The sequence below is a fragment of the Streptomyces sp. NBC_01224 genome, from assembly GCF_036002945.1.
GTDB lineage: Bacteria > Actinomycetota > Actinomycetes > Streptomycetales > Streptomycetaceae > Streptomyces.
The window spans coordinates 6,819,375-6,836,377 of the sequence record NZ_CP108529.1 but is presented as its reverse complement, the minus strand read 5'-3'; the positions used below and the strand labels follow the sequence as shown (position 1 = coordinate 6,836,377).

The following is a 17,003-nucleotide window of genomic DNA, read 5'->3' as shown; positions in this document are numbered from 1 at the left end:
GGAAATCAGCCGGCCACGGCACGCTGGGTCAGCTCCGACCAGACCTTGCGGACCTGCGGTTCCAGTTCCTCCAGCGGTCCGTCGTTGTCGACGATCAGATCGGCCACGGCACGCCGCTGTTCCCGGGTCGCCTGCGCGGCCATGCGGGCGCGGGCCTCGGACTCGGTCATGCCGCGCAGCCGTACGAGCCGGTCGAGCTGGGTCTCGGGACTGGCGTCCACGACGACGACCAGGTCGTAGAGCGGGACGAGGCCGTTCTCCGTGAGGAGGGGGACGTCATGGACGACGACCGAGTCGGGGCCCGCTGCCCGCTCCAGCTCGGCGGAGCGGGCGCCTACCAGCGGGTGGACGATCGCGTTGAGGGTGGCGAGCCGGTCGGCGTCGGAGAAGACGATCGAGCCGAGCTTCGGGCGGTCCAGGGTGCCTTCGGCGGTGAGGATGCCGGCACCGAACGCGTCGACGACGGCCGCGAGACCGGGGGTCCCCGGCTCCACGACCTCCCGGGCGATCCGGTCCGCGTCGATCAGCACGGCTCCGTATCCGACGAGCAGCCGTGACACTTCGCTCTTGCCGGCGCCGATCCCACCGGTCAGGCCCACTTTCAGCATGCCGGGCAGCCTAGTACGAGGGGTGACGTGCGCGGCCGGTCAGGCGTCCCCCTCGCGCTCCGCGAGGAATCGCTCGAATTCGAGACCGATCTCGTCGGCGGACGGCAGGTCGACCGGCTCGGCGACCAGGTTGCCCCGGGTCTCGGAGCCCGCGACCGCGTCGTACTGGTGCTCAAGGCCCTGCACGAGCGAGACGAGTTCCTCGTCGCCCTGGTCGATCTGCCGGTCGATCTCCGTCTGGGTGCGGTGAGCCTCCGTGCGCAGTGCATGGGCGACGGTCGGCAGGACCAGGCCGGTCGCGGCCGTGATCGACTCCAGGGCGGTGAGCGCCGCGTCCGGGTAGGCGGAGCGGGCGACGTAGTGCGGCACATGGGCGGCGACACCGAGGACGTCGTGTCCGGCCTCCATCAACCGGTACTCCACCAGTGCCTCGGCGGAGCCGGGCACCTGCGCCTCGTCGAACGGGCTGCGGTGGCCGGGCATGAGGTCCGTGCGGTTGCCGTGCGGGGTGATGCCGACGGGGCGGGTGTGCGGTACGCCCATCGGGATGCCGTGGAAGTTCACCGCGAGGCGGACACCGAGGCGTTCGACGATCTGCTCGACGGCGGCGGCGAAGCGCTCCCATTCCACGTCCGGCTCGGGCCCGGAAAGCAGCAGGAAGGGTGCTCCGGTGGCGTCCTGGACGACCCGCACGTCAAGCGTCGGGGTCTCGTAGGCCGCCCAGCGGTCTCGCCGGAAGGTCAGCAGCGGGCGCCGTGCGCGGTAGTCGACGAGCCTGTCGTGGTCGAAGCTGGCAACGACCTGGTGCGGCAGCGTTTCGAGCAGACCGTCGACGATCTGCTCACCGGTCTCACCCGCGTCGATGTACCCGTCGAAGTGATAGAGCATGACCAGGCCGGCCGACTCCTGGGCGAGCGCCATGTCGACGACGGCCAGTCCCTTCGGCTCCCATTCGTACAAACTCTGCGGATCAGGCACGGTTACCGCTCCTCCTCGTGTTCTTGGAGAAGAACGCCCGGCGGAGCACGGGCATTCCCGGACCGTGCCCCTTCACCCGGCGTTTCATGCCAGAACTCGGACCGACCGGCAAATGGGGGGTGGGAGAAGGAACGGGGCTGGGTGCGTGCGGCTGCAAGGCGGAGGATGGAGGCGACGCGGAGCGTTGTTGACTGACGACAACGCCGCAGGTGTGCGTGGACAGCCCCGCGGCGCCACCCCCCATTTGCCGGTCGGTCTTATGCGAGAACGCGGGTGTGCGGCGCCGTCACCGCCTTCCGCGCGGACGTGACTCCTCACCGGGGGTGCCGGCGGCCACGGGGTCGATGCGGTAGCCGCGCCGGGGACTGCCGGTGTGAGCGAGGGAGCCACCGATGTCACCGAAGTCCTTGAGGAACTCCAGGAGTCGCTCCTGGTCCTCCGCGGTGATCCGACGGTCGAGCGCCCCCATGTCATGGGCCTTGGAAAGGAGTTCGGCAACAGAGCCGTACACGTCGGCCTTGGCGGTGCGGTAGCGCACCGGGGCCTTCATGCCGGCCTTCTCGTTGAAGGTATGGGCATTGACGTTCACGTTGGTGAACACCTCGATGGGGACGCCGAGTTCGCGACAGTGGTCGAGGGTGACCACCCACTGTGGGATCAGGGCGGGTCCCGCGTTCATGTACTGCCTGTCACTGAAGTGCGCGGTCTGCTGGTTGCCGTAGGTGTCGGTGGTGGAATCGCCGCCGCGCACGGTGAAGTTGCGGCCGCCCGTACGGCTCCGGGCCTCCAGGACCGTACAGTCGTAGCCCGCCTTGCCCAGTTCGTACGCGGTGGTGAGTCCGACGATTCCACCGGTGCGGCAGCTCGCGCCCGCCACCACAGGCGAGTTGCGCGAAGTGCGCGTCATGTCCCGGCTCCCCTTCGGATCTCGAGTTGCCGGGATCCTGGCAAGGGCGCGTTACGGGCCGTCAGTTACTCGTGCATCCCGCACGTTTCTCTCCGTTCACCCCACTCGACACCGCCACGGACAATGGTCCAGACCTTGACATGGCCACACCTCACCCTTACCGTCACTGGGCAGCACGTTCAGGGACTCGCCCCACATTCATGTACGAGAACTCTTGAACTTCTTCGACGGGAAGGCACCCCCATGCGTACCCGCACGCTGCTCCCCGCCCTGCTGGCCACCGCGCTCGCCACCGGCGGCCTCGCCCTCACCTCCACCACCACCGCGCACGCGCACGCGGCGACGGTCATTGATGTGAGCACCGCCGCCCAGCTCAAGTCCGCCCTCACCGCCGCGGTCCCCGGCGACACGATCCACCTTGCCGACGGCACCTACACCGGCAACTTCAAGGCGGCCGTCCCCGGCACCGCCTCCACGCGGATCACCCTCACCGGCTCCGCCAAGGCAGTCCTCACGGCCGGCGGCGGTTACGGACTCCACCTCAACGGCGCCTCCTACTGGACCGTCCAGGGCATCACCGTCACCGGCGGCCAGAAGGGCATCATGGCCGACACCGCCACCGGGGTCGTGATCGATTCGGTGACCGTGCACGATCTGGACATGGAGGGCGTCCACTTCCGCAGGTCCAGCAAGAACGGCGTCATCAAGAACTCACGGATCTACGACACCGGGCACGACGGCCGCGGCATGGGCGAGGGCGTCTACGTCGGCACGGCGGGCGATCTCACCGACAGGAGCGACCAGGTCCGGATCCTGAACAACACGATCGGACCGGGGGTCGGCGGCGAGAACGTCGACATCAAGGAGGGCACCACCGGGGCGCAGATCACCGGCAACACCTTCGACGGCAGCGGGCTGACCGGCGCCAACTACGACGACTCCTGGGTCGACGTGAAGGGCAACGACGTCCTGGTCGAGGGCAACAAGGGCTCTCGTACGACCAACAACGGCTACGAGACCCACACCCAGCAGAGCGGCTGGGGCTGCGGCACCGTTTTCCGCAACAACACCTCGGACCTGACCGGCTCCACGGGCGACAAGCAGATCGCGTTCAACGTGGCCAACTACAGCGCGAGCTGCCCGACCACCGTCTACAGCAGCAACACGGTGACCGGCGGCAAGGGCCTGACCAACATCACTGTCACTCCATAACCGCGCCGCGGATACGAGTGAGGCCCGCTCCCCGAAGGGAGCGGGCCTCACTTTCAGCTACTGCAGCCGATCACCGGCCGGAGGGGCAGAGCGTCAGCTCTGGCCGCCCGCCAGCTTCTCGCGCAGGGCAGCCAGGGCCTCGTCCGACGCCAGGGCGCCGGAGTTGTCCGCGGACTCCGAGGAGTACGAGCCGCCACCGCTGCCGCCGGAGGCAGCCGGGGCGCCACCGGCCGGGGCAGCAGCGCCCTCGGCAGCAGCGGCCTCGTCGGCCTCGCGGGACTTGATGACCTGGGCCTGGTGCTGCTCGAAGCGCGCCTGCGCCTCGGCGTACTGCGTCTCCCACACCTCGCGCTGAGCCTCGAAGCCCTCGAGCCAGTCGTTGGTCTCGGGGTCGAAGCCCTCGGGGTAGATGTAGTTGCCCTGGTCGTCGTAGGACGCGGCCATGCCGTACAGGGTCGGGTCGAACTCGACCGAAGCCGGGTCGGCACCGAAGGCCTCGTTGGCCTGCTTCAGCGAGAGGCTGATGCGACGACGCTCGAGGTCGATGTCGATGACCTTGACGAAGATCTCGTCGTTGACCTGGACGACCTGCTCCGGGATCTCCACGTGGCGCTCGGCCAGCTCGGAGATGTGGACCAGACCCTCGATGCCCTCGTCGACACGCACGAACGCACCGAACGGAACGAGCTTGGTGACCTTACCGGGAACGACCTGCCCGATCTGGTGTGTACGGGCGAACTGCTGCCACGGGTCTTCCTGCGTCGCCTTGAGAGACAGCGAGACGCGCTCGCGGTCCATGTCGACGTCGAGGACCTCGACGGTGACTTCCTGGCCGACCTCGACAACCTCGGAGGGGTGGTCGATGTGCTTCCAGGAGAGCTCGGAGACGTGCACGAGACCGTCGACGCCACCGAGGTCCACGAACGCACCGAAGTTGACGATCGAGGAGACGACGCCGGAGCGGACCTGGCCCTTCTGCAGGGTCGTGAGGAAGGTCTGACGGACCTCGCTCTGGGTCTGCTCCAGCCAGGCACGGCGGGACAGGACCACGTTGTTGCGGTTCTTGTCCAGCTCGATGATCTTCGCCTCGAGCTCCTTGCCCACGTAGGGCTGAAGGTCGCGGACACGACGCATCTCGACGAGCGAGGCCGGCAGGAAGCCGCGGAGGCCGATGTCGAGGATGAGACCACCCTTGACGACCTCGATGACGGTACCGGTGACGATGCCGTCTTCTTCCTTGATCTTCTCGATGGTGCCCCAGGCACGCTCGTACTGAGCGCGCTTCTTCGAGAGGATCAGGCGGCCTTCCTTGTCCTCCTTCTGGAGAACCAGGGCCTCGATCTCGTCACCGACCTTGACGACCTCGTTCGGGTCGACGTCGTGCTTGATCGAGAGCTCGCGGCTCGGGATGACGCCTTCGGTCTTGTAACCGATGTCGAGGAGAACCTCGTCCCGGTCAACCTTGACGATGACACCGTCAACGATGTCGCCGTCGTTGAAGTACTTGATCGTCTCGTCGATCGCCGCGAGGAACGCGTCCGCGTCGCCGATGTCGTTGACCGCAACCTGCGGAGTGGTGGCGGTGGTCTCGGTGCTGCTCGTCATGTGGGAAAGGGCTCCGGTACGGACAGTGAGTCGTAGGTACTGCTACGCCGGGAGCCCGTATCACCTCTGCAGAAGCCGGACAGCTCGGGAAGCACCGGACCCGCCGAACGGGAAGCGCCTCGTGAACCGAGGGGACATGCAACAGATGCGAGCGCGGCCTGCTAGGTCTGAGGCGCGCAGGCTCGCAGCGCAACTTGTAGCATACGGGGGCAGCCGGGCACGGTCAATGCGCGAAGGCGCACACCGGGGGCACAACGCCCCATATCCGGCACAATTCGTGTTCTCCGAGGCCACATCGGCCCCGGGAGATAATCGTGGGTACGGAGCCGTGCTCACGGGTGCCCCTGGGTGCGTACCGCGTGCGGCGGGGGTGAAGGCAAACTACAACGACGGACACGATGAGCCAAGAGATCTACGCGGCCGAACCCGAAGCGACTCGCCGCAGCGCGTCGGAGGCCGAGAGCAGCCGGGCAAGTCGCGGCTGGTGGGACCGGAACGCCGACGAGTACCAGAGCGACCACGGCGCCTTCCTCGGCGACGACCGTTTCGTCTGGGGTCCGGAGGGGCTCGACGAGGCCGAGGCCGGTCTGCTCGGCCCCGCCGAGTCGCTGGAGGGCCTCGACATCCTGGAGATCGGTGCGGGCGCGGCGCAATGCTCGCGCTGGCTGGCCTCCAAGGGCGCCCGCCCGGTGGCCCTGGACCTCTCGCACCGGCAGCTGCAGCACGCGCTGCGGATCGGCGGCAGCGATGTGCCGGCGGTCCGGCTGGTGGAGGCGGATGCCGGGGTGCTGCCGTTCCGGGACGGCTCCTTCGACCTGGCGTGCTCCGCCTACGGCGCGGTGCCGTTCGTCGCCGATCCCGTGCAGGTGTTCCGCGAGGTGCACCGGGTGCTGCGCCCCGGGGGCCGCTGGGTCTTCTCTGTGACGCATCCGGTCCGCTGGGCGTTCCCGGACGAGCCGGGTCCCGAGGGGCTCTCCGTCGCGTCCTCGTACTTCGACCGCACTCCCTATGTCGAGCAGGACGAGCAGGGCAATGCCGTGTACGTCGAGCACCACCGGACGCTGGGCGACCGGGTGCGGGACGTGGTGGCCGGCGGATTCCGGCTGACCGATCTCGTCGAACCGGAGTGGCCCGCCTGGAACAAGCAGGAGTGGGGCGGCTGGTCCCCGTTGCGTGGCAGTCTGATCCCGGGGACGGCGATCTTCGTCTGCGTACGGGACTGACGGGACTGATACGGAGGTCCTGGGACCGGTCTCGGGGTACGGGAGCCCCGGTGTCTCGTACGAGACTGGGAGCGTGATCCGTACCGACGCCCTGGACCAGTTGCCCGTACGCACCGCTGTGCCCGCCCTGGAGCGGGCCCTCGACGACCGCGGTGTCGCGGTGCTGTGCGCACCGCCCGGCACCGGCAAGACGACCCTCGTACCGCTGGTCCTGGCCGGTCTGACCGGGGGTGGCCCGGTGCGCAGGGTGGTGGTCGCCGAGCCGCGGCGCATCGCGGCGCGAGCGGCGGCGCGCCGGATGGCGTGGCTCGTCGGTGAGCAGGCCGGCGGGCGGGTGGGCTTCACGGTCCGCGGGGAGCGGGTGGTGGGGCCCCACACCGTGGTGGAGGTGGTGACCACCGGGGTGCTGCTCCAGCGGCTGCAGCGCGACCAGGAGCTGGCCGGGGTCGATGCGGTGATCATCGACGAGTGTCATGAGCGGCATCTGGACGCGGACACGGTCGCCGCGTTCCTTCTCGATGTGCGGGAGGCGATCCGGCCCGATCTGCGGCTGGTCGCCGCGTCCGCGACGACGGACGCGGAGGGCTGGGCACAGCTGCTGGGCGACGCTCCGGTGGTGGAGGCGCAGGGTGTTTCGCATCCGGTGGAGGTGGTCTGGGCCCCGCCCGCCGGGCCGGTGCGGCCGCCGCACGGGATGCGGGTCGATCCGGCGCTGCTGACGCATGTCGCCTCGACGGTGCGCCGGGCGCTCGCCGAACGGGAGGGCGATGTGCTTTGTTTCCTGCCCGGTGTCGGCGAGATCGGGCGGGTGGCGGGGCAGCTGGCGGGGGTGGCCGCCGAGGTGCTCCAGGTACACGGGCGGGCTCCGGCGGCGGTGCAGGACGCTGTGCTGGCCGGGGCGTCCGACAGTCGGCGGGTGGTGCTGGCGACCTCGGTGGCGGAGTCGTCCCTGACGGTGCCCGGGGTGCGGGTCGTGGTCGACTCGGGGCTGGCCAGGGAGCCGCGTACCGATCACGCGCGGGGGCTGAGCGCGCTGACGACGGTACGGGCGTCGCAGGCGGCGGGGCGGCAGCGGGCGGGCCGGGCCGGGCGTGAGGCGCCGGGAGCGGTGTACCGGTGCTGGGAGCAGGCGGAGGACGGGCGGCTGGCGCGGTTCCCGTCCCCCGAGATCAAGGTCGCGGATCTGGCGGCGTTCGCGTTGCAGGCAGCGTGCTGGGGCGATCCGGACGCGTCGGGGCTGGCGCTGCTCGATCCGCCGCCCGCGGGTGCGATGGGCGCGGCACGCGAGGTGCTGACGGCAGTCGGCGCGGTGGACGCCGACGGGCGGGTGACCGACCGGGGCGTACGGATGTCGCGGCTCGGCCTGCATCCGCGGCTGGCGCGGGCCCTGCTGGACGGCGCTGCCGAGGTGGGCGGCCGCCGGGCGGCCGAGGTGGTGGCGCTGCTGAGCGAGGAGCCGCCGCGCGAATACGGGGATGATCTGGCGGCGGCGCTGCGTACCGCCCGGCGGGGCGGGGACGGCTATGCGGCGCGTTGGCGGCAGGAGGTCCGGCGGCTGTCCTCGTCGGTCAAGGACGTGGGTGGGGGTTCCGGTCCGGACGATGGAACCGTCGGTCTGGTGGCCGCGCTGGCGTTCCCGGAGCGGGTGGCGCGGGCCCGGGGCGAGGGGGCGTTCCTGATGGTGTCGGGTACGGGTGCGGAGCTGCGGGACGGGTCGGGGCTGCGCAGCGCGCCGTGGCTGGCGGTCGCGGTCGCCGACCGGCCCGCGCACTCCGCGTCCGCGCAGGTGCGGATCGCCGCCGTCGTCGACGAGGACACGGCGCGGAGGGCCGCCGGACATCTGCGCTTCGCGGGCGAGGAGGTCCGCTGGGCCGGCGGCGATGTGGTGGCCCGCAGGGTGGAGCGGCTGGGTGCCGTCGAGCTGTCGGTGCGCCCGCTGAAGAATCCGGCGCCCGAGCTGGTGCGCGAGGCGCTGATCGAGGGTCTGCGGCGCGAAGGGCTCGGGCTGCTGCGCTGGACGCGTGAGACCGAGCAGTTGCGGGAGCGGCTCGCCTTTCTGCACCGGACGTTGGGCGCGCCCTGGCCGGACGTGTCGGACGGTGCGCTGCTGGACCGTACCGAGGAGTGGCTGGAGCCCGAGTTGTCACGCGCGCGGCGGCGCTCCGGTCTCGCGCAGGTCGACGCGGGGCAGGCGTTGCGGCGGCTGCTGCCGTGGGCGACCGGTGAGGCGGCCCGGCTGGACGAGCTGGCACCGGAGCGGATCGAGGTGCCGAGCGGCTCCCGTATCAGGGTGGAGTACGGCGGGGCGCAGCCCGTGCTCGCGGTGAAGCTCCAGGAGCTGTTCGGCCTGCAGGAGACCCCGAGGGTGGCCGGGGTGCCGGTGCTCGTCCATCTGCTCTCCCCCGCCGGCCGCCCCGCGGCCGTCACCGCGGATCTGGCGTCGTTCTGGCGGGACGGCTACCGGGCCGTGCGGGCGGAGCTGCGCGGCCGCTATCCGAAGCATCCGTGGCCACAGGACCCCACGACGGTGGAGGCGACCCGGTTCACGAAGGCGCGGCTCAGGCGGGAGTAGGTTCCGGGTCCGGGTCGGGTGCCGGTGCCCCGTCGGGCAGTTCGCCGTCCGGACGCCGGGAGCGCGCCTCCAGCCACAGGGCGAGCGCGAGCAGGCCTGCGCCGAGGACGACGAAGCCCCAGGGCAGGTACGAGGTGAGCAGCAGGACCAGCACGCGCTGGGACTTGACCAGGGCAACGATCGAATCCACGTAGTCCTCGCGCATCTTCACATGCCCGGCGAACGCGGTGACGGTGTCCTGGGACATGCCCATCGCCTTGGCGTTGCGCAGCTCCTCCTTGTGGATCTCCTCGCCGTTGACGGGCGCTCCGGTGACCGGGTCGACCCAGAACATCCGCTTGGTGGTGTACCAGCGGGTCATGCCCGTCTTGGCGACCTGCTCCGCGGTGACGCCCTTGATGGGCATCTTCTTCGGCATCGGGACCTTGGTCCAGGGGATGGTCTGCTCGAAGTAGTAGACGTCCATGCCGTGGAAGGTGCGGGTGCCCCTGTAGTGGATGGGCGAGCTCGTGCGGGTCTGGGCGTCGAAGTACTCGTAGTCGCGCTTCTGGGTGAGGAAGGGCCACTTGAACTCGATGCCCTCGCGCCTGACCGGGTCGCCGTCGACCATTTCGCCGGTGGCGTGGACGGGGGCCTGGCTGTGGGCGTCGAAGATGTAGCGCTCGGGGATCTCGGAGACCATCTTGCCGTTCGGGTCGGCGACGTAGCTGAGGGAGTCCCAGACGACGACGTCGCGGCCTGCGCTGCGCTCGATCTTCTCGGACTCCTCCACATTGCCCTTGAGGGTCTGCACGATGGTGACCTTGGGGACCTGCTTGACCTTCATGTTGTCGTTGTAGTCGAGGAGGGTGGCGGGCTTCGCCTCCAGCACCGTCTCCTGGTACTGGCTGGGCGGGATCTTCGCCAGCCTCGGGAAGGCGTACCAGCGCAGCAGTGGCGACATGGCGGCGAAGAAGACGGCGAAGGCCAGGAGTACGAGGCTGGCTCTGCGGCGCATGGTGGTGCCCTCCCTCAGCTACTTCTTCCGGTGGCTAGTTCTTGGGGCCCGGGACGGTGGTCAGCAGGGGTTTGGGCGAGGTCTCTCCGGGCGGGGCGCCGATCGTGGTGATGGTGAAGACGAGCGCGAGGGCTGCGGCCAGCCCGATGGCGGCGGCGACGAGGGCACGCATGCCGGTCCTCCCGAAGAGTACGGATCTGATGGATCGTCAGGGTTGGGGCACCGTAGCAATGCGGGCGCGAGATGAGAACACTTGAAGTGCTCTCCCGGCTGAGGCCGGGAGATTCCTGCTTACCTTGCGGCAGCGGGCTTGACGCGCTTCGCACGCCTGACGACTGTCCTCCCGGCAGCCGGGATGAGCGCGAGGTCCATCCGGTACAGGTGCAAGACGTTCCGGGCTGCGTTGTGGTCGGCGTTGCCCGACCAGCCGCAGTCGGGGTTCTTGCACACGAACACGGCCTGGCTCTCCCGGTTGCCGGGCGTGGTGTAGCCGCACGCCGAGCAGCGTTGGGAGGTGCCGGGGGCGGGGACCTTGTGCAGGGTGCCGCCGAGCCGGGCGGTCTTGTACGTCAGCATGGTGACCGTGCGACCCCATGCCTCTTTGCTGATGGAGCGGTTCAGCCCGGACTTCTGGGCAACGTTCTTCCCTGGCTCCTCGATGGTTCCCCTGGCCGACTTGACCATGTTCGTGATGGTGAGTGCTTCGACCACGACGGTGCCGTATGTGCGGGCGATGGCGGTGGTCGTCTGGTGCTGCCGGTCCAGGGCCCCGCGCTTGGGTTTCGCGCGGAGTCCTGCGATCTGGTCGTAGGTGCGGTGCAGCCGGCGGCTGGTGCGCTCGCCGGGCTTGCGGTGCTGCTTGCGCTGCGCGGCGCGCCGCTCCAGGTGCAGAAGCCTGGCCTTCTCCTTCTTTGGCAGCCATTCGCCGTGCTCGTACGTCTCGCCGTCCGAGAGGGTGATGGGCACGGTGACGCCCACGTCGATGCCGGCTTCCGGCCCCTGGTGGGGCTCGGGCTTGACCTCAACGCTCTGGACACGGAAGGCGATGTGCCAGCCGAGCGCGCGTCCTTGACCAGCCGTGCCCCGGTGATCCGGTTCTCCGCGCCTGCGTGCTTGCCCACGGGCAGGTCCTTGGTCCACCGGAACCGGAGCCGGCCCACCTTGGGAATGTTGGCCATGCCCCAGCGGCGGTGCACGCGCACGATGTTCTGGTCCCGGCCCTGAGGGACGTCACCCCTGCCCTGGAGGGCGGAGCACTGGCCAAGATCAGAGGCAGAACAGCCCCTCTGCCGGGTGGTGGCGGAGGGGCTGTCGTGAGTGACGTGCGGCCGGGCGGGTCAGGCTGCGGGGGCCTGCGGAGCCTCGACCTTGAGCTCGATGACGACCGTGGCGCCGCCCTCGGTGGTGAGGCGCAGCTTGTACGTGCCCGCGGTGCCGTCGGCGTAGATCTTCGGGAGCTTCAGGATGCCGTCGGCGTCGGTCTTGAGGTCCGTGAGGGTACGGACCGTCTTGCCGTCCGCGTCCTTGAAGTACGGGCCCTTGTCGTTCTCCACCGGCTCCGCGGCTTCGGTGATCATGGTTGCGGTGACGGCGACACCGGCGGCGACCGCGCCCTTGTAGGTGGCCTTGACCTCGACGGCGTCGGCGAACTCGGCGCCGGGCGCGGCGGTCAGTGCCTTCTCGTCGGTCCTGGCGACCGCGTCGGCCTGCCGGGCGGTGACGGTCGCGGTGTAGCTGACGGCGGGCAGCGAGCGGCCGGTGGCGACGGCCCGCACCGTGAACTGCCCCGTCTTCTCGCCCGCCTGCAGCACCGGGGCGGTGACCGTGCCGTCGGCTCCGGTGAGGAGCGTGACCGCTTTCTTCCCGCCGGCGAAGGTGGCGTCCGTGTCACCGGCGATGGTGAACGTCACGGACGCCTTGGCGAGCGAACCGCCGAGCTTGTTCGTGGCCCGCACCTTGATCCGCTCGGCGAACGCGTCGCCCGCAGTCGCGGTGAGCGTGCCGGTGCCGGCGTTCTCCACACGTGCGACGGTCTGGGACGGCGAGGGCGTGGGTGGGGTGGGCTTCGGACTGGTCGGAGTGGAGCCGCCCGGCTTCGGCGGCTTCGGCTTCGAGCTCGGAGGCGGGGTCGGGGACGGCGAGGCGCCGGGGGTGCCGGGGTTCGGGCTCGGGTCAGTTCCGCCGCCGAGGTCGGGCGGGACCGTGCCGGTGCCGTCGGGGATCTCGTGGGTGCCGCGCTTGTAGTAGTCGAACCAGGAGCGGACCGTACGGAGATAGGCGTCCGAGTGGTTGTAGCTCAGCACCGCCCGGTCGAGATCCGCGGCTATGGACAGATCGCGGGAGCCGGCGCAGAGATAGCGTCCGGCGGCGAGCGCCGCGTCGTAGATGTTGTTGGGGTCCTTGCGGCCGTCTCCGTTGCCGTCCTGGCCCCAGGTCGCCCAGGTGGACGGGATGAACTGCATCGGGCCGACGGCACGGTCGTGCGTCGAATCCCCGTCGTACGCCCCGTTGTCGGTGTCCTTGATCATGGCGAAGCCCCGGCCGTCGAGGACCGGGCCGAGGATCGGGGAGAACGTGGTTCCGTTCGCATCGACCCTGCCGCCGCGGGCCTGGCCGGACTCGACCTTGCCGATCGCAGCGAGCAGCTGCCACGGCAGCCGACAGGCGGCGTCGCTGCCGGCGACGGTCTCTTCGGCCTTCTTGTACGCGGCCAGGATCGAAGCCGGTATGCCGGATTCCGCACTGCCGGTGATGGGCAGATCAGTGGCGGTTCCCGGCTTGTTGGGCGTTTTCAGCGGCGGCAGGTCCGTGTAGTACGGCGAGTTGCCGGTGGCCGCGGTGTCGTCGGGCGAAGGTGTCGTTCCGGCGGACTGCTGATCGCCACTCCCTGTGGCCAGCGTTGCGCCAGGGGCCCCTGAGGCGGAGAGCGCCGCCACGGCGACTGCGGCCACAGCGGTCGTGGTCGCCCCCTTGCGAAGTCGGCGACCGAATTGCGCTGCCATACGTCTGGCCCCTCCCCTTCGACGGCTGTCCGCGCTCCCCAGCGCCAGGACTCAGGCGACCCTACGGCAACTTGTGCCGCCGGAACACCGTGCACTGACCGGTTCTTACCTGTTTTTCACGTTCCGGACAGCAAGTTGTACGGCGGTCGTCGGGCAGGTGACGGCGGCTCACGCATACTTGCCGCCATGCCGTTCACACTCAGTCATGCCGCGGCCGTGCTACCGGGGATGCGGCGGGACGGAACGGCGCGCGGGCCGCTCCTCGCCTCTGCCCTCGTCGCGGGTTCGTTCGCCCCCGACATGACGTACTACGCGGACACCGCGATCCCGGGCGCCATGGAATTCGGGCGGATCACCCACTCGGTGTGGGGCGTGTTCACGGTCGATGTGCTGATCACCGCGGCCGTGGTGGCGCTGTGGCTACTGCTGCGCGAACCGTCGGTGGCACTGCTGCCGAGGGCCTGGCAGGGACGGGTGCATGCGTTCGTGCGAGGGCAGCGGCGCGGATCCGGCCCAGGGGCGTGGGGTGTCCGGGACGGTGCGTGGTTCGTGCTGTCGGCGGTCATCGGGTCCGCCACTCATGTCGTCTGGGACGCCTTCACCCATCACGACCGGTGGGGTGTGCGGTTGATGCCGGTGCTCGACGGGAGCGTCGGCGGGTTCCCCGTGTTCCAGATGGTGCAGTACGGCAGTTCGGCGGTGGCACTGGCCGTGCTCGCCTGGTTCACGGCTTCGGGGCTGCGGCGGACCGGGGCGCGCCCGGTCCCGCCGTCCGTGCCGGTGCTGGGCCGTCGGGGGCGGTGGTCGGCGGGGGCGTTGCTGAGCGTCTGCGTCCTGCTCGGCGTCGTGCACCGGTGCGCCCGCTGGTATGCCTACTTCGGGCACATCGACACCCCGCTGGACATCATCCCGACCGCCTGCTTCGGCGCCGGGGCGGGACTGGCGGTGGGTCTGGTGCTGTACGGGGCGTGGATACGGCTGCGGCGCTCGCACGCTTGCGTACCCTCGGTCGCCGGACGGGCCTAATTCCTCCGGGGGGTGTCTGAACAAACCCCCGGGGCCCGTCCGGCGCCGCCACGTCAGTGCGCTGCGGACTCCCAGTCCGTACCGACACCCACCGATACATCCAGCGGGGCGCGCAACTGCACGGCCGTGGACATCTCGTGGCGGAGGATCTCCTCCACCTGTGCCCGCTCGCCCTCGGCGATCTCCAGGACGATTTCGTCGTGGACCTGGAGCAGCATCCGGGACTTCAGCTTCGCCTCGGTCAGCGCCCGGTCGACCTGCAGCATGGCGACCTTGACGATGTCCGCGGCCGTGCCCTGAATCGGTGCGTTGAGCGCCATGCGCTCGGCCATCTCGCGGCGCTGGCGGTTGTCGCTGTTGAGGTCGGGGAGGTAGCGGCGACGACCGAAGACCGTCTCCGTGTAGCCGGTGGCCCTGGCCTCCTCCACCACGCGGTGCAGATAGTCACGCACTCCGCCGAACCGCTCGAAGTAGGTGTCCATCAGGCCGCGCGCCTCGCCCGCCTCGATGTTCAGCTGCTGGGATAGGCCGAACGCGGAGAGCCCGTACGCGAGTCCGTAACTCATGGCCTTGATCTTGCGGCGCATCTCCGGGTCGACGGCCGACTTGCCGACGCCGAAGACCTGCGAGGCGACCGTCGTGTGCAGGTCCTCGCCGGAGGTGAACGCCTCGATCAGACCCGCGTCCTCGGAGAGGTGGGCCATCACGCGCAGTTCGATCTGGCTGTAGTCGGCCGTCATCAGCGTTTCGAAGCCCTCGCCGACGACGAAGCCCCGGCGGATGGCCCGGCCCTCGTCCGTACGGACCGGGATGTTCTGCAGGTTCGGGTCGGTGGAGGAAAGCCGGCCGGTCGCCGCCACCGTCTGGTTGAACGTGGTGTGGATACGGCCGTCCGCCGCGATCGTCTTGATCAGGCCCTCGACGGTGACCCGCAGCTTCGCCTGCTCGCGGTGGCGCAGCATGATGACCGGCAGCTCGTGCTCGGTCTGTGCGGCGAGCCAGGCCAGGGCGTCGGCGTCCGTCGTGTACCCGGTCTTCGTCTTCTTCGTCTTGGGCAGGCCCAGCTCGCCGAAGAGGACTTCCTGGAGCTGCTTGGGCGAACCGAGGTTGAACTCGCGGCCGACCGCGGCGTGCGCCTCCTTCACCGCCTGCTGCACCGCACCGGCGAACTGCTGCTCCATGCCTTCCAGATGGGCCCGGTCGGCGGCGATGCCGTGCCGCTCCAGACGGGCAAGCAGGGCGGACGTCGGCAGCTCCATGCCGTGCAGCAGATCGGTCGCGCCGACCTCTGCCAGCCGGGTGGTGAACGCATCGCCCAGATCCAGGACCGCGCGGGCCTGCGTCATCAGGGCGTCGGCCTCGGCCCGGTCGTCCGCGCCGAAGGCCAGCTGGCCGTCGGACGCCGCCGCGGGGGCCAGCTCCCTGCCCAGATATTCCACCGCCAGCGCGTCCAGCGCGAAGGAGCGGCGGCCGGGCTTGACCAGATAGGCGGCCAGCGCGGTGTCCATCGTGACGCCGTCGACCTGCCAGCCGTGCTCGGGGAAGACCCGCATGGCGCTCTTCGCGTTGTGCATGACCTTCGGCCGCCGCGCGTCGGCGATCCAGGCGGCGAACGCCTGCTCGTCGCCCTCGTCGAGCTCCGCGGGATCGAACCAGGCCGCCGCCCCGTCGGCCGCGGCGAGCGCGATCTCGGTGACCGTGCCGCTGCCCACCGCCCAGGTGTCGACGGTGGCGACGCCGAGCGGCTGCCCACCGTGCTCGGCGAGCCAGGGCGCCAGCTCGCCCGCGCCCAGCACCGCACCGTCCAGCTCGATGCCCGCGGCGGGCGCCGGGGTCTCGTCCTCGGCCGCGCCCGGGTCGACGGCCAGCAGCCGCTCACGCAGGCTCGGGTTACGGATCTCCAGGACGTCCAGCACGCCCGTCACCGCGGTGCGGTCGTACGGTGCGCGCGCCAGGTCCTGCGGGGCCTTCGGCAGCTCCACGTCGCGGACCATCTCGGTCAGTCTGCGATTGAGCCGCACCGCGTCCAGGTGGTCCCGGAAATTCTGCCCGGCCTTGCCCTTGACCTCCTCGGCGCGCTCCACCAGCTCGTCGAACGAACCGAACTGGTTGATCCACTTCGCCGCGGTCTTCTCACCCACACCGGGGATGCCCGGAAGGTTGTCCGACGGGTCACCGCGCAGCGCCGCGAAGTCCGGGTACTGCTGCGGCGTGAGCCCGTACTTCTCCTCGACCTTGGCCGGGGTGAAGCGCGTCAGCTCCGAGACGCCCTTCGTCGGGTACAGCACGGTGACGTTGTCCGTGATCAGCTGGAACGAATCCCGGTCACCCGTGACGATCAGCACCTCGAAGCCGGCCGCCTCGGCCTGCGTGGCCAGTGTGGCGATGACGTCGTCCGCCTCGAAGCCGTCGACCGCGAAACGGTCGGCGTGCATCGCGTCGAGCAGCTCACCGATCAGCTCGACCTGGCCCCTGAACTCGTCCGGGGTCTTCGAGCGGTTCGCCTTGTACTCGGGAAACTCCTCCGAGCGCCAGGTCTTGCGGGAGACGTCGAACGCCACCGCGAAATGCGTCGGCGCCTCGTCACGCAGCGTGTTCGCCAGCATGGACGCGAAGCCGTACACCGCGTTCGTCGGCTGCCCCGACCCTGTCGTGAAATTCTCCGCAGGCAGCGCAAAGAACGCCCGGTACGCCAGGGAGTGCCCGTCCATCAGGAGCAGGCGCGGTCGGTTGTCTGCCGTCTTCTTCGATGCCGTCTCAGCCACGCCCCCGATCCTGCCACGGACCACTGACAATCCCGACCGGGCATGGCTCGCCGGACGCTCTGTCGGTGCCTCGTGACAGGATCGAAGGCGGAACACGTACCGCATCAC

11 protein-coding genes and 2 pseudogenes are annotated in these 17,003 nt (G+C 70.0%); 4 read left to right on the top strand and 9 right to left on the bottom strand.

The annotated features are described in order from the left end of the window. Window positions 1–5: 5 nt before the first annotated feature. From coaE to OG609_RS30725, 3 genes and pseudogenes are all read right to left on the bottom strand, one after another. A complete protein-coding gene (gene coaE, locus OG609_RS30735; RefSeq protein WP_327275810.1) occupies window positions 6–608 on the bottom strand; it encodes a dephospho-CoA kinase in 603 nt (200 codons plus the stop codon). Between the two features lie 39 nt (window positions 609–647). Next, a complete protein-coding gene (locus OG609_RS30730) occupies window positions 648–1,586 on the bottom strand; it encodes a PAC2 family protein (protein ID WP_327275809.1) in 939 nt (312 codons plus the stop codon). Between the two features lie 310 nt (window positions 1,587–1,896). Then, window positions 1,897–2,493 (bottom strand): annotated as a pseudogene (locus tag OG609_RS30725) (flavin monoamine oxidase family protein); the annotation flags it as partial. A 243-nt stretch (window positions 2,494–2,736) separates the two neighbouring features. On the opposite strand from OG609_RS30725, the gene OG609_RS30720 reads away from it, so the two are divergent. Then, window positions 2,737–3,705 carry a right-handed parallel beta-helix repeat-containing protein gene (locus tag OG609_RS30720; RefSeq protein WP_327275808.1) on the top strand — a complete coding sequence of 323 codons (969 nt, stop codon included), beginning with the start codon at window positions 2,737–2,739 and terminating at the stop codon, window positions 3,703–3,705. A 93-nt stretch (window positions 3,706–3,798) separates the two neighbouring features. Here the strand turns inward: OG609_RS30720 and rpsA are convergent, their stop codons facing one another. Continuing rightward, entirely contained in the window at window positions 3,799–5,310 is a 1,512-nt protein-coding gene (rpsA, locus tag OG609_RS30715) for a 30S ribosomal protein S1 (protein ID WP_114243973.1), read from the bottom strand. A 398-nt stretch (window positions 5,311–5,708) separates the two neighbouring features. Between rpsA and OG609_RS30710 the strand changes: the two genes are divergently transcribed. Continuing rightward, window positions 5,709–6,533: a class I SAM-dependent methyltransferase gene (locus tag OG609_RS30710; RefSeq protein WP_327275807.1), complete on the top strand. Its 825-nt coding sequence runs from the start codon at window positions 5,709–5,711 to the stop codon at window positions 6,531–6,533. A 73-nt stretch (window positions 6,534–6,606) separates the two neighbouring features. Then, window positions 6,607–9,105, top strand: a complete 2,499-nt coding sequence (hrpB, locus tag OG609_RS30705; protein WP_327275806.1) for an ATP-dependent helicase HrpB — start codon at window positions 6,607–6,609, stop codon at window positions 9,103–9,105. On the opposite strand, the gene OG609_RS30700 is transcribed toward hrpB, so the two are convergent. The 4 genes and pseudogenes from OG609_RS30700 to OG609_RS30685 all read right to left on the bottom strand — a co-directional run bounded on the left by OG609_RS30700 (window position 9,092) and on the right by OG609_RS30685 (window position 13,104). Then, window positions 9,092–10,102 carry a DUF3068 domain-containing protein gene (locus tag OG609_RS30700; protein WP_327275805.1) on the bottom strand — a complete coding sequence of 337 codons (1,011 nt, stop codon included), beginning with the start codon at window positions 10,100–10,102 and terminating at the stop codon, window positions 9,092–9,094. The genes hrpB and OG609_RS30700 overlap by 14 nt on opposite strands. 34 nt (window positions 10,103–10,136) lie before the next feature. Further along, window positions 10,137–10,274, bottom strand: coding sequence for an SPW_0924 family protein (locus OG609_RS30695; protein WP_107451335.1), 138 nt, complete (start codon window positions 10,272–10,274; stop codon window positions 10,137–10,139). Between the two features lie 119 nt (window positions 10,275–10,393). After that, window positions 10,394–11,334 (bottom strand): annotated as a pseudogene (locus OG609_RS30690) (RNA-guided endonuclease InsQ/TnpB family protein); the annotation flags it as partial. 105 nt (window positions 11,335–11,439) lie between these two features. After that, a complete protein-coding gene (locus tag OG609_RS30685; RefSeq protein ID WP_327275804.1) occupies window positions 11,440–13,104 on the bottom strand; it encodes a lytic transglycosylase domain-containing protein in 1,665 nt (554 codons plus the stop codon). A gap of 186 nt (window positions 13,105–13,290) precedes the next feature. Here OG609_RS30685 and OG609_RS30680 point away from each other — a divergent pair, with 186 nt between their 5' ends. Further along, a complete protein-coding gene (locus OG609_RS30680; protein ID WP_327275803.1) occupies window positions 13,291–14,130 on the top strand; it encodes a DUF4184 family protein in 840 nt (279 codons plus the stop codon). A 53-nt stretch (window positions 14,131–14,183) separates the two neighbouring features. On the opposite strand, the gene polA is transcribed toward OG609_RS30680, so the two are convergent. Continuing rightward, entirely contained in the window at window positions 14,184–16,895 is a 2,712-nt protein-coding gene (polA, locus tag OG609_RS30675) for a DNA polymerase I (RefSeq protein WP_327275802.1), read from the bottom strand. Window positions 16,896–17,003: the final 108 nt, after the last annotated feature.